A 23,651-nucleotide genomic window follows, 5' to 3' on the forward strand; every position below is an offset into this window, starting at 1 on the left:
TGCTGGGGTTTCCGTCGCCCGGCACCCACGGGGGGCGCCGGGCGGCGACTGCGAGTCATATACGCCGGGTGGTCGTCACCTCTTTCGTACGACCACGAAGTCGGCGAGCGCGGTCAGCTGCGCCCGTACCTCCTCCGGCATGTCGACACCGTGCAGTGCCTCGATGGCCACTGCATGCTGGCGGCGGGCCTCCTGTGCGGTCCACTCGCGACCGCCTGCTTCCTCGATGAGGGCCGCCCGGGTGGCGAACTCCTCCTCGGAGAAGGTGTCGAAGTCATGGGACTCGGCGTCCGCGGCCAGCAGTTCACCGAGCTTCTCGGACGCCGGGCCGCCCGCGGCGAGCGCGGCGACGACCGGCAGCGACTTCTTGCGCTGGCGCAGGTCGCTCCAGGTCTGCTTGCCGGTGGAGTCCGGGTCGCCCCAGATGCCGAGCAGGTCGTCGACGGCCTGGAAGGCGAGGCCGAGGTGGTAGCCGTACGCCTCCAGGGTGTCGGCGGTCCTGTCGTCGGCGCCGCCGAGCACGGCGCCGATGGAGACGGCGCAGGCGAGGAGGGCGCCGGTCTTGTTGCCCTCCATCTCCAGGCACTCCTCGACGGTGACCCGGTCGCGGTGCTCGAACGAGATGTCCTGCGCCTGGCCGTCGATCAGCTTCCTCGTGGCGGTGGTGAGCCGGCGCGTCGCACGCCCCGCCTCGACCGTGCCGATCTCCAGCAGGAGCTCGTTGGCGAGCGCGAAGAGCGCGTCGCCGACGAGGATCGCCTGGGCCGGGCCGTGCACCTTCCACACGGTGTCGCGGTGCCTGCGCTGCTCGTCGCCGTCCATCAGGTCGTCGTGCAGCAGTGAGAAGTTGTGCACGAGCTCCACGGCCACCGCGCCGGGCACGCCGACCTCGGCGGCGACGCCGGCCGCCTCCGCGGACAGCAGGGCGAGCGCCGGGCGGACGGCCTTGCCGCCGTCGCCGTCGACGGGGCGGCCCTGGGCGTCGATCCACCCGAAGTGGTAGGCCGCGACGGTGTCCATGGGCGGCGCGAGCCGGTCCACGGCGGCACGCAGCACCGGGGCGGACATGGCCCTGCCGCGCTCCAACAGCGCAGCGATGTCCACGGTGTCGACAGCCGGGTTCGCCGGGGTCACAGGCTCTCCTCTTGTTCCAGTGCTGATGCTCATGCCGCCTCCAGTGGCGGAATTTCATAGGGGCGGCCGAGTGTGGAGAGCGCTGCTTCGGCGGCAACGAGACCGCTGCGCACGGCGCCCTCCATGGTCGCGGGCCAGCCGGTGGCGGTCCACGCGCCGGCCAGGTAGAGCCCCGGCGCACGGGTGCGCGTCCCGGGGCGCAGGCGCCCGACGCCGGGTGTGGGGGCGAACGTCGCGGTCCGCTCCCGGGTGACGAAGAAGTCCCGCACCCCGGCGCCGCGCGTGGCGGGCAGCAGCCGTTCCAGCTCGGGGAGGTAGCGCTCCCTCAGCTCCGCGACCGGCAGGTCGATCTCGTCGCCCGCGTCCGACTGCGACAGCGCCAGGTACTGCCCGCCGCCGGTCAGCCCGGACGCCTCGGTGCGGTCGAAGACCCACTGCACGGGCGTGCCGAGTGCGGCGAAGAAGGGTTTCCGCAGGACCTTGCGGTCGTACACGACGTGGACGTTGAGGATCGGCGAGACGCCGATGCCCAGCAGCCGGTCGGGCTCGTCGAGCGCACCCTTGGGCAGCAGGCCGTGCGTCTCCTTCTGCGGTACGGCGAGGACGACGGCGTCGGCGGTGAGCATCTCGCCGCCCGCCTCGACGACCCAGCTGCCGCTCTTGGTGCGGGACAGCGAGTCGGCCTTGGTGCGCAGTTCGGTGCGCACCCCCGCCGAGTCGAGTGCCTTGCGGGCCAGCGTGTCGTGGAGTTCGCCCAGCGGTACGTGCGCCCAGCCGATGTCCGCGGCGCCCGGGTCGGAGAGCAGGCCGGTCTTGAAGACCTTCGCGGCGAGCCCCAGCGAGGCCTGCGGTGCCCGCACGTTGAGGGTGGCCACGCCGACCAGGTCCCAGAGCGCCTCGATCGTGCGGTCCGACTGTCCGTGCTTCCCGAGCCAGGTCGCGAAGTCGATGTCGTCCAGCGCGGGGTCTGCCGGGTCGAGGCCCTTGAGCGCGAGCGCGGCCCGCCCCACGGAGGCCCGTTCGGCGAGCGACAGGTGCGGGTACGTGGCGAGGCTGGCGGCCAGGTGCAGCGGTACGGGCAGCGCGGTGCGCCGCAGCCGCCCGAGGCGGGGGCCGCTCGGTGCGCCGACGTCCAGCACGGGGACGTCCAACCGGTGCTGCAGCGGCGCGAGTTCGGCGCCCTCGACCCGGTCGAGGAACCACCGGTAGGCGGTGCAGCAGCGCAGGTAGACGTGCTGTCCGTTGTCCACGGTGAGGTCGCCGCGCTGGAAGGAGAACGCGAGGCCGCCGAGCCGGGGCCGCCCTTCGAGCAGGGTGACGCGCACGCCGGCACCCGCGAGTTCGAGTGCGGCGGTGACTCCGGCGAGGCCGCCGCCGATCACGACGGCGGTGGGCACGGGTGGCTGCGGGGTGTGCGCGGACGGCATGCCGTCGTGTGTCATGCGCTCTCCCCCGAACTGTTCGTGCAGCAGGCCCAGTGGGCCGTTGCAGTCAGGGACGCGTCAGGTCGCCGGAGGGTTGCGCACCGGTTCGACGAATCCCACGGATTCCCCGGGTTCCGCCGCTTGCACGACGAATCCCACGGTTTCACGTGAAACGCTCTCCCTGGCCCCTTCAAGGACGCCTCCTGGCGGTCTGCCGGGAAATGTGCCGCGCGTCCAGACCGGAGAGTCCGCGCACGGCAACGTACGCCTTCTCCCGGCCGGGCAGCGAGACCCGGCCGCGCAGGACGGCCTCGGGGTCGCGCTCGATGCGGTCCAGGAGCCTGCGGTAGATGCCCGCCATGGCGGCCACGCAGGCGCCGCTGCGCCGGTCGAGGTGCGGCAGCAGCCGGTAGCCCTCGGCGAACAGGGTGCGGGCGCGCCGCACTTCGAAGTGCACGAGGCCTGCGAAGTCGGAGCCGGGCGGCGGCGTGGAGCTGTGGAAGCCCTCCGCGCAGCCGAACTTGGCGAGGTCCTCGGCGGGCAAGTAGGTCCGCCCGTTGCCCGCGTCCTCGCGGACGTCCCGCAGGATGTTGGTGAGCTGCAGGGCGAGGCCGAGCGTATCGGCGTACTCGGGGGCGCGGTCCGCGTCCCGGGCGCCGGACGGCATGCCGAACACGCCGAGCGACAGCCTGCCGATGGCGCCCGCGACGCACCGGCAGTACACCTTCAGATCGTCCCAGGTCTCGTACGTCGCCTCGTGGACGTCCATCAGGACGCCGTCGATCAGCTCGTCGAGCCCGCCGAGCGGGATCGGGAAGCGGCGGGCGGCATCGGTGAGTGCGACGGCCACCGGGTCGGTGTCGTCGTCCTCGATGTCTCCGGCGCTGATCCGGGCGAGCAGCGCCCGGGTCTCCCCGAGCCGCTTCTCCTTGACCTCCGGCGGCAGCGTGCCGTCGCCGATGTCGTCCACGCGCCGGGAGAAGGCATAGAGCGCGGACATCGCGTGGCGCTTGTCGGTGGGCAGCAGCCGGATGCCGTAGGCGAAGTTGCGTGCCTGCTGTCCGGTCACCGCCTCGCAGTAGCTGTACGCGGCGAGTACCGGTGCGGACATCTCGTCGAGTCCCTCCACTGTCCGGCTCACCCCTCTCTTCGCAGAGTCGCTCCCACTTCGCGCAGCAGACTGAGCTTGGTGGGCTTGGGCGGTCCAGGGAGTACGTCGAATCCGGCGGTGTGTACCGCCTTGAGGGCGGCGCGGCCACCGGCGACGAAACCGGCCAGCAGAAGCTTCAGTCTGCCGTGCACGCTACCCACGAGTGGGGGGCCTTCATTCAGGAGGCGGGAGGCGCGTTCTGCTTCGAATGCGACCAGTGAGCGCACTGAGGAGTTGGCACTCGGCGCCGCAAGGTCATTTTCGGACACATGGAAGCGCGCCATGTCCTCGGCCGGGAGGTAGATGCGGTCCCTGGCCAGGTCCTCCGCGACGTCCTGGAGGTGCTCGACGATCTGGAGCGCCGTGCAGACGGCGTCCGAGCGGCGGACTCGTTCGGGGCTGGTGGTGCCGGTGAGGGCGAGGACGAGGCGGCCGACGGGGTTGGCCGACTTCTCGCAGTAGGCGAGCAGCTCCTCGTACGTGGCGTAGCGGCGGACCGTCTGGTCCTGCCGGTTGGCCTCGATCAGGCCGAGGAACGGCTCGGGGGTGAGGGCGCGGCGGCGGACGACCGGCTGGAGGGCCGCGAGCAGCGGGTGCCGGGGCGTTCCGCCGAAGACCCGGTGCAGGTCGGCCTCGAAGGCGTCCAGCATGGCGGGCCGGTCGTCGCTCTGCCCGGCCTCAAGACCGAGGAGTTCGGCGTCCCGGCCGCCGGGGGCGAGGTCGCCGTCGCCGATGTCGTCGACCAGGCGGGCGTATCCGTACACCGCCATCAGGTCGTCGCGCCAGGCGCGGGGCAGGAAGAAGGGCGCCACGGGGAAGTTCTCGTCCGCGGCCTTGTCGAGGGTGGTGCGCGTGGGGGCGCCGGGGCGCGCGTCCCGGACCGAGGTCATCGCCGACTGCCCTCCACGAGGACGGCGAGAGCATCTCGGAGCTGGAGTGTTTCCCAAGCCATTGCCGTCACACCTCCCGTTCTACACTGCTGACTCAAAACATCCCATTTCGGACACGCCGCCCACCCTCGGACGACGGCGAGTGCTCTGGGACAAGGGCCCCAGGGGGGCATTAGCCCCACTTGCCGCGAATCAGCACCGGTACAGCTTACGTTGTACAACGCGAAGCATCTCCGCGGGGTGTTGCGCGCATTACAACAACACTCCAATCCATTCCAACCTTCCCCTGCAATGGGCCAGTTGGCGGATCGGCCGGATTCTGACGCTCCGTAGGGAGCGTCTACCGGAGTACACAGCCGCAGGGCCCCCGCCGGTTCCGGCGGGGGCCCTGCGACCGAAGGGTTCCGGCTACTTGCCGGTTTCCTTCTCGTACGCCTTGACCACTTCTTCCGTGGGACCGTCCATCAGGAGCTCGCCCTTTTCCAGCCACAGGACGCGGTCACAGGTGTCCCTGATCGACTTGTTGCTGTGGCTGACCAGGAAGACCGTGCCGGCCTCCTTGCGGAGCTCGCGGATTCTCTGCTCGGAGCGGATCTGGAACTTCCGGTCACCGGTGGCCAGGGCCTCGTCGATCATCAGGACGTCGTGGTCCTTGGCCGCCGCGATGGAGAAGCGCAGCCGGGCCGCCATGCCGGAGGAGTAGGTCCGCATGGGCAGCGTGATGAAGTCGCCCTTCTCGTTGATCCCGGAGAAGTCGACGATGTCCTGATAGCGCTCGCGGATCTGCTCGCGCGACATGCCCATGGCGAGACCGCCGAGGATGACGTTGCGCTCGCCGGTCAGGTCGTTCATCAGGGCCGCGTTGACGCCGAGCAGCGAGGGCTGGCCGTCGGTGTAGACCTTGCCGCTCTCGGCGGGCAGCAGGCCCGCGATGGCGCGCAGCAGCGTCGACTTGCCGGAACCGTTGGATCCGATCAGGCCGATGGCCTCGCCCCGGTAGGCCGTGAAGGACACCCCGCGCACGGCGTGCACCTTGCGGACACCGCGGGTGTCCTGGCCCTTCTTGCCCCGCACGATGCGGTTGAGGGCCGCGGTGGCGCCGCCCTTCCCGCCGCCGCCGGTGTGCACCCGGTAGACGATGTGCACGTCGTCTGCGATGACCGTGGGGACGCGCCCCTGGTTGTTGTCCTCGGCGTTGTTGTCCTCAGCCACGGCCGTAACGCTCCTCAGCCTTCCAGAAGTACACGAAGCCGAGCGCTCCGAAGAGCACCGCCCAGATCACCGCGGCGAGCCAGACGTGCGGGGGCAGGTGCTCCGCCCCGTACCCGTCGATCAGCGCGAAGCGGACGAGGTCCATGTAGACGGCTGCCGGGTTCCACTGGAGGACGTCGGCGATCCAGGCCGGCTGCTCCTTCAGCTGCTCCGTGATGCTGAACATGACGCCGGAGGCGTACATCCAGGTCCGCATGATGAACGGCATCAGCTGGGCCAGGTCGGGGGTCTTGGCCCCCATCCTCGCCATGATCATCGCCAGGCCGGTGTTGAACATGAACTGGAGCACCAGCGCCGGGATCACCAACAGCCACGACAGGCGCGGCAGGTTGCCGAAGCAGACCACGATCACCAGCAGCACGATCATCGAGTACAGCAGCTGCTGGAGCTGCTGCAGCGAGAACGAGATCGGCAGTGACGCCCGCGGGAAGTGCAGCGCCCGCACCAGTCCCAGGTTCCCGGAGATGGCCCGCACGCCCGCCATCGCCGAGCTCTGGGTGAAGGTGAACACGAAGATGCCGGTGACCAGGAACGGAATGTAGACGTCCGTGGTCATCCCGCGCCCGGCCTTCAGGATCAGCCCGAAGATCAGGAAGTAGACCAGCGCGTTGAGCAGCGGGGTCGCCACCTGCCACAGCTGGCCCAGCTTGGCCTGGCTGTACTGAGCCGCCAGCTTCGCCGAGGAGAAGGCCATGATGAAGTGGCGCCGCCCCCACAACTGCCGTACGTACTCGGCGAATCCGGGCCGGGCGCCGCTCACCGAGAGGTCGTACTTGGCGGCGAGCTCCGCCGGGGTCAGGCCCTCGTCGGGAGAGGGAGGGGCGCTCATAGCGACCGCTCCGTCTTGGGAAGTGTCACTCACAAGTGGAAACTTTCGTCTTCAAAGATGCGCAAACCGGTCGGGCGCGGGAGCGCGGATGGCCGGGTACCAGGGGCATGTCCGGTGCTCGTCGACCCGAGCTTGTCAGATGACGGGTGGTCGGCCCAGTCGGGTCAGCCGCCATACCGTACGCCACTTCATGGGGCGGCGCGGACCCGCGGGGGTCGTCCAGCCCTCCTTGAAGCCGCCGAACCACGCCTTGAGCGCCTCGCCCGAGGGACGCCTGGCGAGGGTCAGCAGCAGCCACACCCCGACGTAGACGGGCACCAGGGGGGCGGGCAGGTTGCGGCGGGCCAGCCAGACCCGGTTGCGGGCCACCATGCGGTGGTACGTCGCGTGCCGGGCGGGCGAGGTGGTGGGGTGGTTGAGGACCATGTCCGCGCGGTAGTCGATCATCCAGCCCGCGTCGAGGGCCCGCCAGGCCAGGTCGGTCTCCTCGTGCGCGTAGAAGAACTCGTCCGGGAGTCCGCCGACCTCCGCGAGCACCTTCGTACGGACGGCGTTGGCGCCGCCGAGGAAGGTCGTCACGCGGGAGGAGCGCATCGGGTCCGCGGCGCGCAGCCGGGGGACGTGCCGACGCTGGGTGACGCCGGTGTCCGGGTCGGCGATGCGGAAGCTGATGATGCCGAGCTGCCGGTCCGCCTCGAAGGCCTGGCGGCACAGCTCGGCGGTGTCGGTGTTCGGCAGGAGGCCGTCGTCGTCCAGGAAGAGGAGGACGTCGACGTCGCAGCCGGAGGGGCCGAAGGCCTCGATGCCGACGTTGCGGCCGCCGGGGATGCCGAGGTTCTCCGGCAGGTCCACGGTGCGTACGTCGTCGGGGACGCCGGTGACGGGGGCGCCGTTGCCGACCACCACGATGTCGACGGGGTCGCCGTCCTGCTTGCGGACGGAGTCGATCAGGGCGTTCAGGTCGTCCGGGCGGGTGCCCATGGTGATGATGACCGCGCCGACCTTGAGGGGGGTGCCGCCCCGGCCGCCGCTCACTTGAGCCTGCTGGAGGCGAGGATCGACACCAGGTGCAGCAGCGTCTGGAGCAGCGCGATGCCCGCGAAGACCGCGACGCCGAGCCGGGTGAAGAACAGGTCGTCCCGGACCGCGTCGAAGACCGCCAGGACCAGGATCAGCAGCGACGCCTCGATGCCGAGGATCAGCCGGTGGAACTGGAGCATGGAGGCCAGCTTGCGGGCGAGCGCCATCTTCGAGGAGCGCGGCACGCTCGCCGACTCCGCGACCGGAGGCTTGCCGCCCTGGTGGCGGGCGACGGCGACGAGGTCGGTCTCCGCCTTGATCAGGATCGCGCCGAGCGCGGCCAGCGTGCCGAGGAAGGCCCACAGCCAGTCGATCCGCCCGGTGCCCCACAGGTCGGCGGCGCGCAGGCCGACGCCGACCAGTACCGCGGCGTCCGTCAGGTAGGCGCCGACCCGGTCCAGATAGACCCCGTTGAGCGAGAACTGCTTCTTCCAGCGCGCCACTTCGCCGTCGACGCAGTCGAGGAGCAGGTAGAGCTGGACGGCGACGACGCCGAGCACCGCGCCCCAGACGCCGGGCACCAGGAGGGCCGGGGCGGCGAGCACGCCGCACACGGTCATCACGTACGTCAGCTGGTTGGGGGTGATGCGGGTGTTGACCAGGTACCGGTCGACGCGCAGGGAGATCTCGCGCATGTACAGGCGCCCGCCCCAGTGCTCGCCGCTGCGCCGGTCCTTGACGCCTGCGGGGTGAACGACGGGACGGAGTTCAGCTACTGATGGTCGTCTTGACATAGTCGGCGTAAGCGTCCCTGATCTGGTCTGCGGACAGGTCGAGGTGTTCCAGGATCGTGAAGCGTCCCGGACGGGTCTGCGGGGCGTACTCGACGGCCTGGACGAACTCGTCGGCGGTGAAGCCGATGTCGCCCGGCAGTACGGGCAGTTCGTGTCTGCGCAGTACGTCGGCGAAGAGCGCGGCCTCCTCCCGGGCGCCGCGCAGGTGCATGGCGAAGGTGGCGCCGATGGCGACCTGTTCGCCGTGCGGGGCGGCCCGCCTGGGGAAGAGCAGGTCGAAGGCGTGGCTGATCTCGTGGCAGGCGCCGGATGCCGGGCGGCTGTCGCCGGCGACGGTCATCGAGATGCCGGTGAGGACCAGGCCCTCGGCGAGCACCTTGAGGAAGGCGTCGTCGCGGATGGTGCCGGGGTGGCGGAGTACGGCTTCGCCGGCCTGGCGGGCCATCGCGGCGGCGAGGCCGTCGATGGGGTCGCCGTGCACCTCGTGGGCGAGTTCCCAGTCGGCGACGCAGGAGATGTTGGAGATGGCGTCGCCGATCCCGGACCGTACGAAACGGTCGGGGGCCTGGCGGATCACGTCGAGGTCGATGACGACGGCGATCGGGGTGGGGACTCCGTAGGAGCCGCGCCCGTTGTCGTTGTCGAGGGTGGCGACCGGGGAGCAGAGGCCGTCGTGGGCGAGGTTCGTGGCGACCGCGACCATGGGCAGGCCGACGCGGGCCGCCGCGTACTTGGCGACGTCGATGATCTTGCCGCCGCCGAGGCCGACGACCGCGTCGTAGCGCTGCTTGCCCTTGATGTCGTCGGCGAGCTTGACCGCCGAGTCCAGGGTGCCGTCGGCCACCGGGTACCAGTCGGCGTCCGGCAGGACCGGGGCCAGGCGCTCGCGCAGGGCCTGGCCCGAACCGCCGCTGATGGCGATGGCCAGACAGCCCGAGCCGGAGATCCGCTGGTCCGCGAGGAGACCGGCGAGATCGTCCAGGGCGCCCCTGGAGATGTCGACGGTGAGCGGCGAGGGGATCAGGCGGGTCAGTACAGGCACGCGATCTCCCGGCCCTTGGCGAGGTCGTCGTGGTTGTCGATCTCGACCCACTTGACGTCACCGATCGGGGCCACGTCGATCTGGAAGCCGCGGTTGACGAGCTCCTGGTAGCCGTCCTCGTAGTAGAGGTCGGGGTCCCGCTCGAAGGTGGTCTTCAGGGCGTCGGCCAGCTCGTCGGCGGCCTCGCCCTCGATGAGGGTGACACCGATGTACTCACCGGTGGCCGTCGCCGGGTCCATCAGCTTGGTGATCTTCTGGACGCCCTTGGCGGGGTCCACGATCACCTTCATCTCCTCGTCGGCGAGCTGCTTCACCGTGTCCAGCGCGAGGATGATCCTCTTGCCGTCGCCGCGGGCGGCGAGCAGGGTCTTCTCGACGGAGACGGGGTGCACGGTGTCGCCGTTGGCGAGGATCACGGTGTGCCGGATCGAGTCGCGGCCGCACCACAGGGAGTAGGCGTTGTTCCACTCCTCGGCCTTGTCGTTGTCGATCAGCGTGAGCTTCAGGCCGTACTTGGCCTCCAGGGCCGCCTTGCGCTCGTAGACGGCTTCCTTGCGGTAGCCGACGATGATCGCGACGTCGGTGAGGCCGATCTCGGCGAAGTTGCCGAGCGTGAGGTCGAGGATGGTGGTGTCACCGTCCACGGGCACGAGGGCCTTGGGCAGCGTGTCGGTGTAGGGGCGCAGACGCCGTCCGGCGCCCGCCGCCAGTACCAGGCCGATCATGCGGGTTCTCCTTCGTCGTGTACGGCGGGTGCTCCCGAGGAGACCCAGAAACGGATGCTCTCGGCGAGCACCACCAGGGCAACGGCCACGGCGAGCACCGTGAGCGCGAGGGGGAAGTCGAGGGTCGACGACAGGGCGGCGAGAACGGCCACCAGGAGGGTGCGGCCCTCGTGGCCGCCGACCGCGCGCACCAGCCAGCTCGGCGGCGCGCCGGTGCCGCCCTTGATGCGGTACACCGTGTCGTAGTGATGGTAGGCGACCGCCGCGACCAGCCCGAACGCCGCGGGCAGCGCCCCAGCGACGTCCGCCTTGACCGCGAGGATCAGGATCGTGCAGTACTCGGCGATCCGGAATATCGGGGGAACCAGCCAGTCGAGCGCGCCCTTGAGGGGGGCCCTGACGGCGAGGCCGCTGAAGAAGGCGTACAGCACGGCGGCGCCGACGAAGGTCCAGGTGCCGCCGTTGACGAGTGCGTCCACCACCAGGATCGTCCCGCCGACGAAGGCGAGGACCGGAGCGAGGAAGCCCCCGCCCGCCCGGCCGTTCCGGGAGGTGGCGGCCACGGACTCGGCGAGCGGCCCCGAGTCGGCCAGGTCCGCCAGCGCCTGCGCGGCCCGGTCGGTGCGGGTGGCGCGCCTGGTCAGCGAGCGCAGGACGCGGCCGGCCGTGGTGTAGCAGGCGGCGAAGGCGCAGCCGACGAGGAGTGCGTAGAAGACGATGCGGGGGGTGGTGACGGCCGTCAGGACGGCGATCATGGCCCAGCGCTCACCGATCGGCAGGACTATCATCCGGCGCACCCAGACCGTCCAGCCGACGCTGTCCAGCTTTCCGGAGAGGGCGGCGGTGGGGCTGGTGTTGCCGGTGGCGTCGTGGTTGGCCTCGTTGAAGGAGAAGTCCACGACGTGCCGGCAGGTCTGCAGGACCATCGCGCCGAGCGCCAGCGCCCATACGTCGTCGCCGCCGCGGATCGCGCCGAGGGCGAGGCCCGCGTAGTAGGCGTACTCCTTGGCGCGGTCGAAGGTGGCGTCGAGCCAGGCGCCCATCGTCGAGTACTGCAGCGAGTAGCGGGCGAGCTGCCCGTCGGTGCAGTCCAGGACGAAGGAGAAGAGCAGCAGCACACCGGCCGCGACGTAGCCGCCCCGGGTGCCGGTCGCCGCGCAGCCCGCCGCGATCAGCGCGGTGATCAGGGAGGCGGTGGTGACCTGGTTCGGGGTGAAGCCGCGGCGTGCGCACCAGCGGGCGAGGTAGCGGGAGTACGGGCTGATGCAGTACGTGGTGAAGAACCCGTCGCGGGACTTCACGGCCGTACGCAGCCGGATCGCCTCTTCGTCGACGGCGGCGACGGCCTGCTCGGCCTCCGTGCGGGAGACCTGGCCGTCCGGGACGGCGGCGACGAGGGCACCGAGTTCGGGGCGCTGTACGGCGACGCCCTCGGCGTCGAGTGCGGCGGCGACCGCGTCGGGGGTGCCCGCCGCCGGTGCCGTACGCAGCACGCGGTGGAGCGCGCCGCGCGCCTCGGGCTGGGCGGTGAACGCCCCGGGGACGGCCGCCGCGGGGAAGCGGGGGTCGGTCAGGCCCAGGCGCAGCGAGTGCAGATGGCCGACGAAGCGGGGGTCGACGAGGGCGACGCGCTCACCGGAGGGCGCCTCGTCGAGGAGCTTCGCCGCTTCGGAAGGATCGGCGGCGGACCGCACGTCGAAGCCCAGCGAACGCAGATCGCCTTCGAGCGACGATCCGGGTACCGGCGGGCCGGTGAGGATGGCGGTCGACAGACGAACTCACTCCTTGAGCAATGGCTGCGTGCATGACTGCGGGCGCGGCTTCGGAAACCGCACGGTGCGCCCGCACACGGGCGGGCGGGGCGGCATCGGCAGAGGCTATCGGATGATCGGAAGCGGGATTTCACTGCCCGTTCACGCTTCCGCAGGGGCCGGGCCCGGCGGCCGTACGGCCGCCGCGATCATCATCGTCGATCATCGGCCCGCGCCACAAACCGCGTGCGGGACCCCGCCGGAGCGCGTGGGGGCGGTGCCCCTGGCCCCGCTCCCAACCGGCTCGCGCCCCGCTTGAGGTGATCGGCCCAACGCCCTGACCTGGGCTCATTTCCGCAGGTCAGAGCACATGACAACGGTGTTCAGTCCCGGCTTGCTCATACCCCCCACCCGTAGTTCACTGAGGTGTCAGAGCGATCGTTTCGTCATGTCTCGGGAGGCGGCTTTCATGGGGGCTGGGCACAATCATGGGCATTCGCACGGGGGGCCGCCGCCCACCGGAACCGCGGCTTCTGCCTACAAGGGGCGGCTTCGAATAGCCCTCGCCATCACTTTGAGTGTGATGGTCGTCGAGATCGTCGGCGGTCTGCTGTCCGATTCCCTCGCCCTCATCGCGGACGCCGCGCACATGGCGACGGACGCGCTCGGGCTGGCGATGGCGCTCCTGGCGATCCACTTCGCCAACCGGCCCGCCACCCGGAACGCCACCTTCGGGTACGCCCGCGCCGAGATCCTCGCCGCGCTGGCCAACTGTCTGCTGCTGCTCGGCGTCGGCGGCTACGTACTGATCGAGGCCGTCGAGCGGTTCATCACGCCGGCCGAGACCAAGGGCGGGCTGGCGATCGTCTTCGCCCTCGTCGGCCTGGTCGCCAACATGATCTCGCTGTCGCTGCTGGTCAAGGGGCAGAAAGACAGTCTCAATGTGCGCGGCGCCTATCTGGAGGTGCTGGCGGACGCGCTCGGTTCGGTGACCGTGCTGGTCTCGGCGGGCATCATCCTGGCGACGGGCTGGAGCTACGCGGACCCGATCGCCTCGCTCGTGATCGGCCTGATGATCGTCCCGAGGACGGTGAAGCTGCTGCGCGAGACCCTCGCCGTACTGCTGGAGACGGCACCCAAGGGCGTGGACATGGTGGAGGTGCGCGAGCACATTCTGCGGACGCCCGGCGTGGAGGACGTGCACGATCTGCACGCGTGGACGATCACCTCGGGGATGCCGGTGCTGTCCGCGCACGTGGTGGTCAGGCAGGACCTGCTGGACTCGGTCGGGCACGAGAAGGTGCTGCACGAGCTGCAGGAATGCCTCGGGGACCACTTCGACGTCGAGCACTGCACGTTCCAGCTGGAGCCGAGCGGCCATGCGGCGCACGAGGCGAAGCTCTGCCACTGATAAATCACTGGGAAGCTGTCATTGTCGGCTGTTAAGGTGATCGAAGAGACGTTCGGTCTCGGACAAGCTTCTCTGGAGAAGGGTGATGAGTTGATGACTGTCACGATGCCCGCTGCTTCCCGTGGCATACGGTCCATCCTCATTTCCCGGGCCCTCGGCTGACCCTTTCTCCGCGGGCCCCTTCCTTCAAGGGATCCACGTTGTCCGACAACGTCATCTTCGACGCCTTCATGACTCTTCACCGCGGCCTGCCCAGGCAGAGCCCCGGTTCCGACGCCACCACCAGGCGTCTTCTCTCCCTCGCCTCCCTCGCGGGGCAGCTCCCCGAGCAGCCGCGCGTCCTCGACCTGGGCTGCGGCCCCGGCCGGGCCGCGCTGCTGCTGGCCGCCGAGTCCGGTGCGCGGGTCACCGCCGTCGACCTCTACGAGCCGTTCCTCGACGAGCTGCGGGAAGCCGCCGCAGCCCGTGGGCTCGGCGACTCGATCCGTACCGTCAACGCCGACATGGGCACGCTCGAAGGCCCCGCCTTCGAGGACGGGTCGTACGACCTGGTGTGGGCCGAGGGCGCGGCGTACAACATCGGCTTCGACACCGCCCTGGAGCGGTGGAAGCGGCTGCTCGCCCCCGGCGGCGTGCTCGTCGTCTCGGAGGTCGAGTGGACTGCCGAGCGGCCTTCCGAGGGCGTGCGCGCCTTCTGGGACCCGCAGTACCCGCTGCGCACCCGCGCGGCGAACGCGGCTGCGGCCGTCGCCGCCGGGTACGACGTCCTCGCTGCGTTCCTCCAGCCGGAGAGCGACTGGGACGAGTACTACGGCCCGCTCGGCGAACGCAACGAGTCCGCCGATCCGACCGCGCCCGGCATGCCCGAGGCCCTCGCCAGGACCCGCGAGGAGATCGAGGTGCGCCGCGAGCACGGGACGGAGTACGGCTACACCGGGTACGTCCTGCGCCCCGCCGACCCGCGCTGGCGCACCCGGCCGGAGACCGCCGCCGACGTCCCGGCGGTCCACGCGGTCAACGTCGCCGCCTTCCCGACGGAGGGCGAGGCCGACCTCGTGGAGGCGTTGCGGAAGGATTCCGGCGCCTGGCTGGACGGCCTTTCGTACGTCGCCGAGGCCCCGGACGGATCGGTCGCGGCCTATGCGCTGATCACCCGTTGCCACGTCGACGGGGTTCCCGCGACCGCGCTCGCACCGGTCGCGGTGTCCCCGGAGTTCCAGCGGCAGGGGGCGGGGGCCGCGGTGACGCGGGCCGTGCTCGATGCGGCTCGGGTCGCGGGCGAGCGGCTGGTGCTGGTGCTCGGACACCCGGAGTACTACCCGAAGTTCGGGTTCACGCCCGCCTCCGCGCTGGGCGTCAGGCCCGGTTTCGAGGTGCCGGACGAGGCCATGATGGCGCTCGTGCTCGACGACGCGGCCGTGCCGCCGCTCGGCGAGATCCAGTACCCGTCGGCATTCGGGGTCTGATCGCACGCTGAAGTGGGAAGTCCTGCCTCTGTCGCATCCGCGACAGGGGCAGGGCCATTTTCCTGCCCCGGAACGGCCGAAGTACGGACAAGCGGCTTTTGTACGGCAGACTTGGCAGCCGGGAACCGAAGCGAAGGATGGTTATGCCGACCTCACCAGCCACCGCGGCGAACAGCGCTCAGAACGGATCAGCCGGAGAGAGTCCGGAGATCCTCCTAGAACTGGTCGACGAGAGCGGCAACACCATCGGCACCGCGGAGAAGCTCTCCGCCCACCAGCCCCCCGGGCAGTTGCACCGCGCGTTCTCCGTCTTCCTCTTCGACGAGGCGGGACGGCTGCTGCTCCAGCAGCGCGCGCTCGGCAAGTACCACTCCCCCGGTGTCTGGTCCAACACCTGCTGCGGCCACCCCTACCCGAACGAGGGTCCCTTCGCGGCCGCCGCCCGGCGTACGTACGAGGAGCTGGGTGTCTCGCCGACGCTGCTCGCCGAGGCGGGCACGGTGCGCTACAACCACCCGGACCCGGCGTCCGGGCTGGTCGAGCAGGAGTTCAACCACCTCTTCGTCGGGCTGGTGCAGTCACCGCTGCGGCCGGACCCGGAGGAGGTCGGGGACACCTCGTACGTGACGCCGCAGGAGCTGGCCGAGCAGCACGCGAAGGACCCGTTCTCGGCGTGGTTCATGACGGTGCTGGACGCGGCTCGGCCGGCGATCAGGGAACTGACGGGAGACGCGGTGGGCTGGTAGCCCCCCGTACCGCTACCGGACTTCCGGACTACTGGCCCGCGGCGAGCGGCAGGGCCGCCCAGATGACCTTGCCGCCGCTCGCGGTGTGCTCGACGTCGCAGACACCGCCGGCCTCGCCCGCGATCTCCCGTACGAGCAGCAGACCGCGCCCGCCGGTCTGCGCGTAGTCGGTCTCCAGCGGCTTGGGCCGGTAGGGGTGGCTGTCCTCGACCGAGACCCTTATCCACTCGGCACCGATGGCCACTTCCACGGCCAGCTCCGGGGAGAGCAGCGCCGCGTGCTTGACGGCGTTGGTGACCAGTTCGGAGACGATCAGCAGCAGCCCCTGCAGCAGGTCGTCGGAGACCGGTACGCCCTGACGCCTGATCAGGTCGCGTACGGCGTGCCGGGCCTGCGGTACGGAGACGTCGACCGCCGGGGCGGTGAACCGCCAGACGCCTTCGTACGCCCGCGGATGTCCCGCCGAATCCCCCGCGCCGCCACCCGGTGGGGCGCCGACGGCCCCGGCAGGCCCGGTCGTACCAGCCGCACCGGCGGCACCGGCCGCACCGGCCGCACCGCCAAGGGGCGGGGTGCTCCCACGGCTCTCCCTCATCGGGCTCCCGCCCTCACGCTCGGTCGTGACCACGGTTCGAGTCTTCGTGGCGGGGCGGTCCGTACCAGCGCACCGATCAGAAGTCGGCGGCAATCGACGCTTCGCGACCGTATCTGCCCCTACTGGGGGTCGTTGCAGATCGGTTCTTCATTGGTTGGACGACCGGTCCTGATCTTCGGACTTGGTGAAGTCGGGCTGGCCCGTGGGCCGTTCCGGGGGTTCGGGGGCTTTGGGGGATTCGGATGCTTTCGGGGATTCGGGGGGTTCGGAGGCTTCGGGTGTGTCCGGCCGCATCGCCTCCGACACCATGGTGACGACCCTGCGTCCGCCGACGCCGATCGAGACCAGGCCGAGCCCGTCGAAGAGCAGGGCCAGCGAGAAGAAGGTGCCGAGCACGTACAGGCTGGAGTGGGGCCAGTCGAACAGCACCAGGATGCCGAGCAGCAGGCCGAACGCGCCCTGGACGAGGGTCCACCCGAACTGCGGGCCGCGCACCACCACGCTGCCGACCACCCGGAAGAGACCGCCGGTCAGGAACAGCAGGGCGGCGAACATGGTCAGCGCTTCGGCGGTGCCGACCGGGTTGCGGATCACGACGACGCCGGCCGCGATGTTGAGGGCCGCGACGACGACGCCGAGCCAGAAGAAGTTGGTGCCGCGCGACTGGACGGCCTGGAGCAGGCCGACGAGGCCACCGACCAGCAGCAGCCAGCCGAAGAGCACCATCGAGGTGAGGGTGGCGAAGCCGGTGTAGACGAGCCCGATCAGTCCGCCGATGACCAGCAGAATGCCGAGGAACGCCAGCCAGCCGAAGTTCCGGCTCAGTTTCTTGCTCTCGCGGGTCGGTTCCACCATGTGAGCGCTCCTCGGTCGGCCCCCGTGCCTGCCTCGGCCCCCCGATGCTCCGATCATAGGTTCGGGCGCGGCCTATAGCATCCGGTGCATGCAGCTGTCTCCCCAGGTGAATCACACCGTCGTCGACTCCGTAGCCACCGTCGTGCTCAGCAATCCGGCCAAACGCAATGCGATGACGGCCGGAATGTGGCGCGCGCTGCCCGAACTGCTGGAGCGGCTGGCCGCCGACCGGGAGGTGCGGGTGCTGGTCCTTGTGGGTGACGGCGACACCTTCTGTGCCGGGGCCGACATCTCCTCACTGCGGGAGCCGGGGGACGGGGACGCCGGCGGGCACGGAGGTGGTGCCGCGGGCGGGACGACGCAGGAGCTGGCCGTGCGTGCCGAGGAGGCCCTGGCCGCCTTTCCGAAGCCCACGCTGGCGGCCGTGCGAGGGTACTGCGTGGGCGGCGGGAGCCAGCTCGCGGCGGCGTGCGATCTGCGGTTCGCCGAGGAGGGGGCGCTCTTCGGGGTGACCCCGGCGAAGCTCGGCATCGTCTACGCGTCGTCGTCGACGCGGCGACTGGCATCGCTGGTGGGTCCTTCTGCCGCCAAGTACCTGTTGTTCTCGGGTGAGTTGATCGACACGGAGCGGGCGCTGCGCACCGGCCTGGTCGACGAGGTACTGCCGGAGGGCCAACTCGCCAAGCGGGTCGCGGAGTTCACCCGCGTACTGGTGTCGCGGTCGCAGCTGACGCAGGCGGCCGCGAAGGAGTTCGCGGACGGGCACACCGACCGGGACGCTTACTGGGCGGAGCAGCAGCGCGGCAGCGGCGACACCGCGGAGGGTGTCGCCGCCTTCCTGGAGCGGCGCGTGCCGCACTTCGAGTGGAACTCACCGGAGCGGTGATCCCACGTGCGCCACAGGCGAGTTGAGTGACCGTCAGTTGTTGGCGTGGCGGCTGTTGGCGCGCCAGTACTCGACGATGTCGGCCGGGGCCTTCTCCGGGGAGCCCGCGTCGTACGGCGGCTGCGGGTCGTACTCGGTCAGCAGCTGGATGGTCTGCGCGGCGCGTTCGCCCGCGATCTTCCCGACCAGGGTCAGCCCCATGTCGATGCCCGAGGAGACACCGGCCGCGGTGACGTACTTGCCGTCGACGACGACCCGCTCCCCCGTCGCCTCCACGCCGAGCCCGGCCAGGACCTCCAGCGCGAGCCAGTGCGAGGTGGCGCGGCGGCCCTTGAGGAGCCCGGCGGCGGCCAGCGCGAGGGAGCCGGTGCAGACGGACGTGGTCCAGGTGGTGGTGGCGTCGACGGCGCGGAGCCAGTCGAGCAGGGCTCCGTTCTCCATCTGGTTCTCCTGTCCGGGACCGCCGGGGACGAGCACGATGTCCGGGCGGGTCACCTCGGCGAACGTCTTGGTGGCGACGATCGAGAGCTGGCTCTGGTCGTTGAGGACCGGTCCTGCCTGCTCGGCGACGAAGACGGTCTCCGCGCCGGGAAGGCGGCTGAGGATCTCGTACGGTCCGACGGCGTCGAGGGCGGTGAAGTTCGGGTACAGGACGATGGCGATCTGCATGGTGCGGCTCCCGTGTGCGGAGTGGGCGGATTCGGAGTGCGGACAAGGCCCGGCATGCGGACAAGGCCCGGCATGCGGACAAGGCCCGGCATGCGGACGAGGTCCGGAGTGCGGAAATCGGTTCAGGGGACGGAAACGGTCCGGAAGCGGCGGCGGTACTCGGCCGGGGCCGTGCCGAGCGCCTTGACGAAGGCGCGCCGCATGGCCTCGGGGGTGCCGTAGCCGCAGGTGCGGGAGATGCCCTCGACGCCGTCGGGGCTGTCCTCCAGGAGCCGGCGGGCGTGTTCGAGGCGTACCCGCTCGACGTAGCGGCCAGGAGTGGTGCCGGTCTCGGTGTGGAAGGCGCGGGCGAAGTGCCGGGGCGAGAGGCGGGCGCGGGCGGCGAGGGCCTCCACGCAGAGGTCGGCGGCCGGATGCTCGGATATGTACTGCTGCACGTCGCGGAGCGGTTCGCGCTGCGCGGTCTGGGCGGCGAGCTGGGCGCTGAACTGGGCCTGGTTTCCCGGCCGTCGGAGGAAGACGACCAGGTGGCGGGCGATGTTCAGGGCGACGTCGCGGCCGTGGTCCTCCTCGACGAGGACCAGTGCGAGGTCGATGCCGCTGGTCACTCCGGCGGAGGTGGAGACGCTGCCGTCCCGCACGTAGATGGCCTCGGGGTCGACCTCGACCGCCGGGTGGTCGCGGGCGAGGCGGTCGGTGACCGACCAGTGCGTGGCGGCGCGGCGCCCGTCGAGCAGCCCGGCCTCGGCGATGACGAGCGCTCCTGAGCAGACGGAGACGAGACGGTCGGCATGGGGCGCGTGCGTACGCAGCCAGTCGACCAGGCGGGGGTCGGGGCTGCGGGTGGCAGGGCCACCGGGGACGAGGAGGGTGAGGGCGGGTACCGGGGCGGGGTCGGAGCCAGGATCCCGGTCGGAGCGGGGGTCGGAGCAAGGGTCGGAGCCGGAGCAGGGCGTGGCGGCCGCCGTGAAGCGTGGCGCGAAGTCCGCGAGGCTGCCGTCCGGGACGAGGGTGAGGCCGCTGCTGGTGCGGACCGGGGCGCCGTCGAGGGAGGCGGTACGGATCTCGTACGGGGTGCCCGTGGCGGTGCCCGCGCCCGCGAAGACCTCCACGGGGCCGGTCACGTCGAGGCTCTGTACGTCGTCGAAGAGGACGACCAGTACGAGCGGGGGTCGCAGCGTCATGCCGCCATCCTTCCTGGCACGTGACGGTGGCTGCAATGACGAGTTCCCCACCTTTCCTGCCATTGCGGCCCACCTCTTGCCACGTACTAAGCAGTCGGTAACGTGCCCGTATGACTTCGAACTCCTCGCTGCCCGCACGCGCCGGGCGCCGCTGCCACAACCCCCTCAACTCGCTGCACTCCACGGTCTACTTCTCGCCCGAGTACGCCAAGGAGCTCACCTCGATCGGCATCGTGGACGACGAGGCGCCGTTCGTGGTGGGCCGGGTCGCGGCGCTGGGCACCGTGGGTCCCGGCGTCGTCGCCGCGGCCTTCTACAACTACAGCTACGACCTGATCGCCAAGGTCGTCCCCGCGGTCTGGGCGATCGCGTCGCCCGAGGCGGTTCTCGGGGCCCGCGTGCGGGCCGCCGACGCGGCGCTGCGGCGGCTGCTCGGGGACGAGGTCCTCGCCTCCGACGAGATGGTGGAGGCCGCGGGGCTGGCGCGGCGGGCGAGCGAGGCCTGCACCCGGCACGCCCGGCCGCTGTACGCGGCCCACGCCGACCTGCCGTTCCCCGAGGAGCCGCACCTGGCGCTCTGGCACGCGGCGACGCTGCTGCGCGAGCACCGGGGCGACGGTCACCTGGCCGCGCTGCTCACCGTCGGGCTCGACCCGGTGGAGGCGCTGGTCAGCCACACCGCCACCGGCCGGGGCATGAACCCGAGCTGGGTGCTGCGCACCCGCGGCTGGTCGCAGGCGGACTGGGAGGCGGCCGCCGACCGGCTGCGCGGGCGTGGACTCCTGGACGCCGAGGGCGAGTTGACGGAGGCGGGCACGGCGCTGCGGGCCGACCTGGAGGACACCACGGACCGGCTGGACCTGGCCCCTTACGAGCACCTTGGCGCGGCGGGCGTGGAGCGGCTCACGGAGCTGGGCCGGGGCTTCCTGATGAAGGCCGCGGCGGCGGGGGCGTTCCCGGAGACGCTGCTCGGGAAGGGCTGAGCCGAGCCGTGGTCACGGGCCGCACACGACCGGTACCGGCCGGGCCGGGCGGTCCCCTGCGTGGCCTGTGCGTGGTCCCGTCCGTGGTCCCGTGCGTGGTCACGCGCCCGTGCACGGCAGAATGCAGGTGCACCTCGACGACATCACCGTGAGGTGCACCATGCACTGCCCGCAGGAGAAGGCGAGTCGGTAACACCGTGACGACGTCCATCGAAAGCATCGAAAACAGGATCGCCGGGGAACTCGGCGTCAAGGACCGGCAGGTCAGGGCCGCCGTCGAGTTGCTCGACGGCGGCTCGACCGTGCCGTTCATCGCGCGCTACCGCAAGGAAGCGACCGAGATGCTCGACGATGCGCAGCTGCGCACGTTGGAGGAGCGGCTGCGGTATCTGCGGGAGCTGGAGGACCGCCGCTCGGCGATCCTCGATTCCGTACGGGAGCAGGGCAAGCTGGACGCTGCCCTGGAGGCGCGGATCCGGGCGGCCGAGACGAAGGCGCGGCTGGAGGACATCTACCTCCCGTTCAAGCCGAAGCGGCGCACGAAGGCGCAGATCGCCCGTGAGGCGGGGCTCGCTCCGCTGGCCGAAGGACTGCTCGGCGACCCGTCGGTGGACCCGCTCGCGGCGGCTGCCGCCTTCGTCGACGCAGACAAGGGCGTGGCGGACGCGGCAGGTGCGCTGGAGGGTGCGCGGGCGATCCTGACCGAGCGGTTCTCGGAGGACGCGGACCTGATCGGCGAGGTGCGCGAGCGGATGTGGACGCGCGGCCGGCTGGCGGCGAAGGTGCGCGAGGGCAAGGAGGAGGCGGGCGCGAAGTTCGCCGACTACTTCGACTTCACGGAGCCGTTCACGGCGCTCCCCTCGCACCGGGTGCTGGCGATGCTGCGCGGCGAGAAGGAGGACGTGCTCGATCTGGTCCTGGAGCCGGAGGAGCCGTCGGACGAGCCGGGCCCGAGTGCGTACGAGCGGATGGTCGCGCGCCGTTTCAACGTCGCCGACCGCGGCAGGCCCGGCGACAAGTGGCTTGCGGACACGGTGCGTTGGGCCTGGCGGACCCGGATCCTGGTGCACCTGGGGATCGATCTGCGGCTGCGGCTGCGTACCGCGGCCGAGGACGAGGCGGTACGGGTCTTCGCGGCGAACCTGCGCGACCTGCTGCTGGCCGCACCGGCCGGGACGCGGGCCACGCTGGGCCTGGACCCCGGGTTCCGTACGGGCGTGAAGGTCGCGGTCGTGGACGCGACGGGCAAGGTCGTGGCGACGGACGTGATCCATCCGCACGTGCCCGCGAACCGGTGGGACGAGGCGCTGGGCAAGCTGGCGCGGCTCGCGAAGGAGCACGCGGTCGAGCTGGTCGCGATCGGGAACGGGACGGCTTCGCGGGAGACCGACAAGCTGGCCGGTGAGCTGATCGCGAAGAATCCCGAGCTGAAGCTGACGAAGGTGATGGTTTCGGAGGCGGGGGCCTCGGTCTATTCCGCTTCGGCCTTCGCCTCGCAGGAACTGCCGGACATGGACGTGTCGCTGCGCGGGGCCGTTTCCATCGCGCGGCGCCTGCAGGATCCGCTGGCGGAACTCGTGAAGATCGACCCGAAGTCGATCGGGGTCGGGCAGTACCAGCACGACTTGTCGGAAGTGAAGCTTTCGCGGTCGCTGGACGCGGTCGTCGAGGACTGTGTGAACGGGGTCGGGGTGGACGTCAATACGGCTTCCGCACCGCTGCTTTCACGGGTTTCGGGCATTGGAACGGGGCTGGCGGAGAACATCGTCGCGCACCGGGACGCCCAGGGGCCCTTCCGGTCGCGGAAGGCGCTGAAGGACGTGGCGCGGCTGGGCCCGAAGGCGTACGAGCAGTGCGCGGGGTTCCTGCGGATCCGGGACGGGGAGGACCCGTTGGACGCGTCGAGCGTGCACCCGGAGGCGTATCCGGTGGTGCGGGCGATGACGAAGTCGACCGGCGCCGCTTCCCTGGTGGGGAATTCGGACGTGCTGCGGGGGCTGCGGGCGGCGGACTTCGTGAACGAGAAGTTCGGACTGCCGACGGTGACCGACATTCTCAGGGAACTGGAGAAGCCGGGACGGGACCCGCGGCCCGCTTTCAAGACGGCCACCTTCAAGGACGGCGTCGAGAAGATCGGTGATCTGGCGGCCGGCATGGTGCTTGAAGGCGTCGTCACGAACGTGGCGGCATTCGGTGCCTTTGTGGATGTCGGGGTGCATCAGGACGGGCTGGTGCATGTGTCGGCGCTGTCGAAGACGTTCGTCAAGGACCCCCGGGATGTGGTGAAGCCCGGGGACGTGGTGCGCGTGAAGGTGATGGACGTCGACATTCCGCGGAAGCGGATCTCGCTGACGCTGAGGCTGGAGGACGAGGCGGGGGCTTCGTCCGGGGCGGGCGCCGGACGGGGTGCACGGGATTCGTCGTCCGGGGCGTCGTCCGGGGCGTCCTCGTCGTCCTCGTCGCGCTCCGGTGGGGGGCGTCCGCCGGAGCAGCGGCAGGGCGGCGGCCGCGGCCAGGGGCAGGGTCGGGGTGGCCAGGGCCGTGGCGGCCAGGGGCAGGGCCGCGGTGGTGGCGGTGGTCGGCCGGCACCGGCTGCGGCTCCGGCGAACAGTGCGATGGCGGATGCGCTGCGGAAGGCGGGGCTGGTGGACCGGGGGAAGCGGGGCTGAGTGGGGGAAGGGGCGGGGCGGGGCCACTGCGCGGGGCCTTCTCCCCGCCCCGCCCCTTCCCGGCTGTGACATTTGCGGCTCCGCCGCGTGAGGGGGCGAGCCCCCGGGCTCCCAGGTCGGTGTGCTCGTGCGGGTTCGTCGTGGCTGGTCGCGCCC

Annotated in this window: 21 protein-coding genes; 6 read left to right on the top strand and 15 right to left on the bottom strand. The window is 70.9% G+C overall.

Annotation, left to right across the window (positions count from 1 at the left end; all coding sequences use genetic code 11):
* Positions 1-75: 75 nt before the first annotated feature.
* The 11 genes from ACH4SP_RS34835 to ACH4SP_RS34885 form a co-directional block, all read right to left on the bottom strand.
* Complete coding sequence (locus tag ACH4SP_RS34835) at positions 76-1,167, bottom strand: polyprenyl synthetase family protein (RefSeq protein WP_398421060.1); 1,092 nt, start codon at positions 1,165-1,167, stop codon at positions 76-78.
* A complete protein-coding gene (hpnE, locus tag ACH4SP_RS34840; RefSeq protein ID WP_398421061.1) occupies positions 1,164-2,576 on the bottom strand; it encodes a hydroxysqualene dehydroxylase HpnE in 1,413 nt (470 codons plus the stop codon). Before hpnE ends, ACH4SP_RS34835 begins: the two co-directional genes overlap by 4 nt.
* Before the next feature lie 172 nt (positions 2,577-2,748).
* On the bottom strand, positions 2,749-3,699 hold the full coding sequence (hpnD, locus tag ACH4SP_RS34845; protein ID WP_398421063.1) for a presqualene diphosphate synthase HpnD: 951 nt from the start codon (positions 3,697-3,699) through the stop codon (positions 2,749-2,751).
* Positions 3,696-4,598, bottom strand: a complete 903-nt coding sequence (gene hpnC / locus ACH4SP_RS34850; RefSeq protein WP_398421065.1) for a squalene synthase HpnC — start codon at positions 4,596-4,598, stop codon at positions 3,696-3,698. The genes hpnD and hpnC overlap by 4 nt, the downstream gene beginning before the upstream one ends.
* A gap of 408 nt (positions 4,599-5,006) precedes the next feature.
* The gene (locus tag ACH4SP_RS34855) at positions 5,007-5,810 is read right to left on the bottom strand and encodes an ABC transporter ATP-binding protein (RefSeq protein WP_398421067.1); all 804 of its coding nucleotides are present in this window, start codon (positions 5,808-5,810) and stop codon (positions 5,007-5,009) included.
* Positions 5,803-6,732: an ABC transporter permease gene (locus tag ACH4SP_RS34860; RefSeq protein WP_398421068.1), complete on the bottom strand. Its 930-nt coding sequence runs from the start codon at positions 6,730-6,732 to the stop codon at positions 5,803-5,805. Before ACH4SP_RS34860 ends, ACH4SP_RS34855 begins: the two co-directional genes overlap by 8 nt.
* A gap of 102 nt (positions 6,733-6,834) precedes the next feature.
* Positions 6,835-7,680, bottom strand: a complete 846-nt coding sequence (locus tag ACH4SP_RS34865) for a glycosyltransferase family 2 protein (protein ID WP_398421218.1) — start codon at positions 7,678-7,680, stop codon at positions 6,835-6,837.
* A gap of 50 nt (positions 7,681-7,730) precedes the next feature.
* Entirely contained in the window at positions 7,731-8,513 is a 783-nt protein-coding gene (locus ACH4SP_RS34870) for a CDP-alcohol phosphatidyltransferase family protein (protein ID WP_398421069.1), read from the bottom strand.
* Complete coding sequence (locus ACH4SP_RS34875; RefSeq protein WP_398421070.1) at positions 8,488-9,555, bottom strand: iron-containing alcohol dehydrogenase family protein; 1,068 nt, start codon at positions 9,553-9,555, stop codon at positions 8,488-8,490. Before ACH4SP_RS34875 ends, ACH4SP_RS34870 begins: the two co-directional genes overlap by 26 nt.
* Positions 9,543-10,280, bottom strand: a complete 738-nt coding sequence (locus tag ACH4SP_RS34880; RefSeq protein ID WP_398421071.1) for a sugar phosphate nucleotidyltransferase — start codon at positions 10,278-10,280, stop codon at positions 9,543-9,545. The genes ACH4SP_RS34875 and ACH4SP_RS34880 overlap by 13 nt, the downstream gene beginning before the upstream one ends.
* Positions 10,277-12,052 (bottom strand): DUF5941 domain-containing protein, encoded by a 1,776-nt coding sequence (locus tag ACH4SP_RS34885; protein ID WP_398421221.1) that lies wholly within the window; start codon positions 12,050-12,052, stop codon positions 10,277-10,279. The genes ACH4SP_RS34880 and ACH4SP_RS34885 overlap by 4 nt, the downstream gene beginning before the upstream one ends.
* A 448-nt stretch (positions 12,053-12,500) precedes the next feature.
* On the opposite strand from ACH4SP_RS34885, the gene ACH4SP_RS34890 reads away from it, so the two are divergent.
* The 3 genes from ACH4SP_RS34890 (at position 12,501) to idi (ending at position 15,654) form a co-directional block, all read left to right on the top strand.
* Positions 12,501-13,442: a cation diffusion facilitator family transporter gene (locus ACH4SP_RS34890; RefSeq protein WP_398421073.1), complete on the top strand. Its 942-nt coding sequence runs from the start codon at positions 12,501-12,503 to the stop codon at positions 13,440-13,442.
* Positions 13,443-13,672: 230 nt separating this feature from the next.
* Complete coding sequence (locus ACH4SP_RS34895; RefSeq protein WP_398421222.1) at positions 13,673-14,908, top strand: GNAT family N-acetyltransferase; 1,236 nt, start codon at positions 13,673-13,675, stop codon at positions 14,906-14,908.
* A 143-nt stretch (positions 14,909-15,051) separates the two neighbouring features.
* Positions 15,052-15,654: an isopentenyl-diphosphate Delta-isomerase gene (gene idi / locus ACH4SP_RS34900; RefSeq protein ID WP_398421075.1), complete on the top strand. Its 603-nt coding sequence runs from the start codon at positions 15,052-15,054 to the stop codon at positions 15,652-15,654.
* A 28-nt stretch (positions 15,655-15,682) separates the two neighbouring features.
* On the opposite strand, the gene ACH4SP_RS34905 is transcribed toward idi, so the two are convergent.
* The gene (locus tag ACH4SP_RS34905) at positions 15,683-16,249 is read right to left on the bottom strand and encodes an ATP-binding protein (protein ID WP_398421076.1); all 567 of its coding nucleotides are present in this window, start codon (positions 16,247-16,249) and stop codon (positions 15,683-15,685) included.
* Positions 16,250-16,396: 147 nt separating this feature from the next.
* Positions 16,397-17,104 (bottom strand): DUF308 domain-containing protein, encoded by a 708-nt coding sequence (locus tag ACH4SP_RS34910; protein ID WP_398421078.1) that lies wholly within the window; start codon positions 17,102-17,104, stop codon positions 16,397-16,399.
* 94 nt (positions 17,105-17,198) lie between these two features.
* On the opposite strand from ACH4SP_RS34910, the gene ACH4SP_RS34915 reads away from it, so the two are divergent.
* Positions 17,199-17,990 carry an enoyl-CoA hydratase/isomerase family protein gene (locus ACH4SP_RS34915; RefSeq protein WP_398421223.1) on the top strand — a complete coding sequence of 264 codons (792 nt, stop codon included), beginning with the start codon at positions 17,199-17,201 and terminating at the stop codon, positions 17,988-17,990.
* A gap of 33 nt (positions 17,991-18,023) precedes the next feature.
* On the opposite strand, the gene ACH4SP_RS34920 is transcribed toward ACH4SP_RS34915, so the two are convergent.
* A complete protein-coding gene (locus ACH4SP_RS34920; protein ID WP_398421080.1) occupies positions 18,024-18,659 on the bottom strand; it encodes a DJ-1/PfpI family protein in 636 nt (211 codons plus the stop codon).
* Between the two features lie 122 nt (positions 18,660-18,781).
* The gene (locus ACH4SP_RS34925) at positions 18,782-19,843 is read right to left on the bottom strand and encodes a GlxA family transcriptional regulator (RefSeq protein WP_398421082.1); all 1,062 of its coding nucleotides are present in this window, start codon (positions 19,841-19,843) and stop codon (positions 18,782-18,784) included.
* Positions 19,844-19,953: 110 nt separating this feature from the next.
* Between ACH4SP_RS34925 and ACH4SP_RS34930 the strand changes: the two genes are divergently transcribed.
* Together ACH4SP_RS34930 and ACH4SP_RS34935 are read left to right on the top strand one after the other, a co-directional pair.
* Positions 19,954-20,826, top strand: coding sequence for a hypothetical protein (locus ACH4SP_RS34930; RefSeq protein ID WP_398421084.1), 873 nt, complete (start codon positions 19,954-19,956; stop codon positions 20,824-20,826).
* A gap of 197 nt (positions 20,827-21,023) precedes the next feature.
* Positions 21,024-23,495: a Tex family protein gene (locus ACH4SP_RS34935; protein ID WP_398421086.1), complete on the top strand. Its 2,472-nt coding sequence runs from the start codon at positions 21,024-21,026 to the stop codon at positions 23,493-23,495.
* The last annotated feature ends 156 nt before the right edge of the window (positions 23,496-23,651 follow it).

This window comes from Streptomyces sp. NPDC021093 (assembly GCF_044333135.1).
GTDB lineage: Bacteria > Actinomycetota > Actinomycetes > Streptomycetales > Streptomycetaceae > Streptomyces.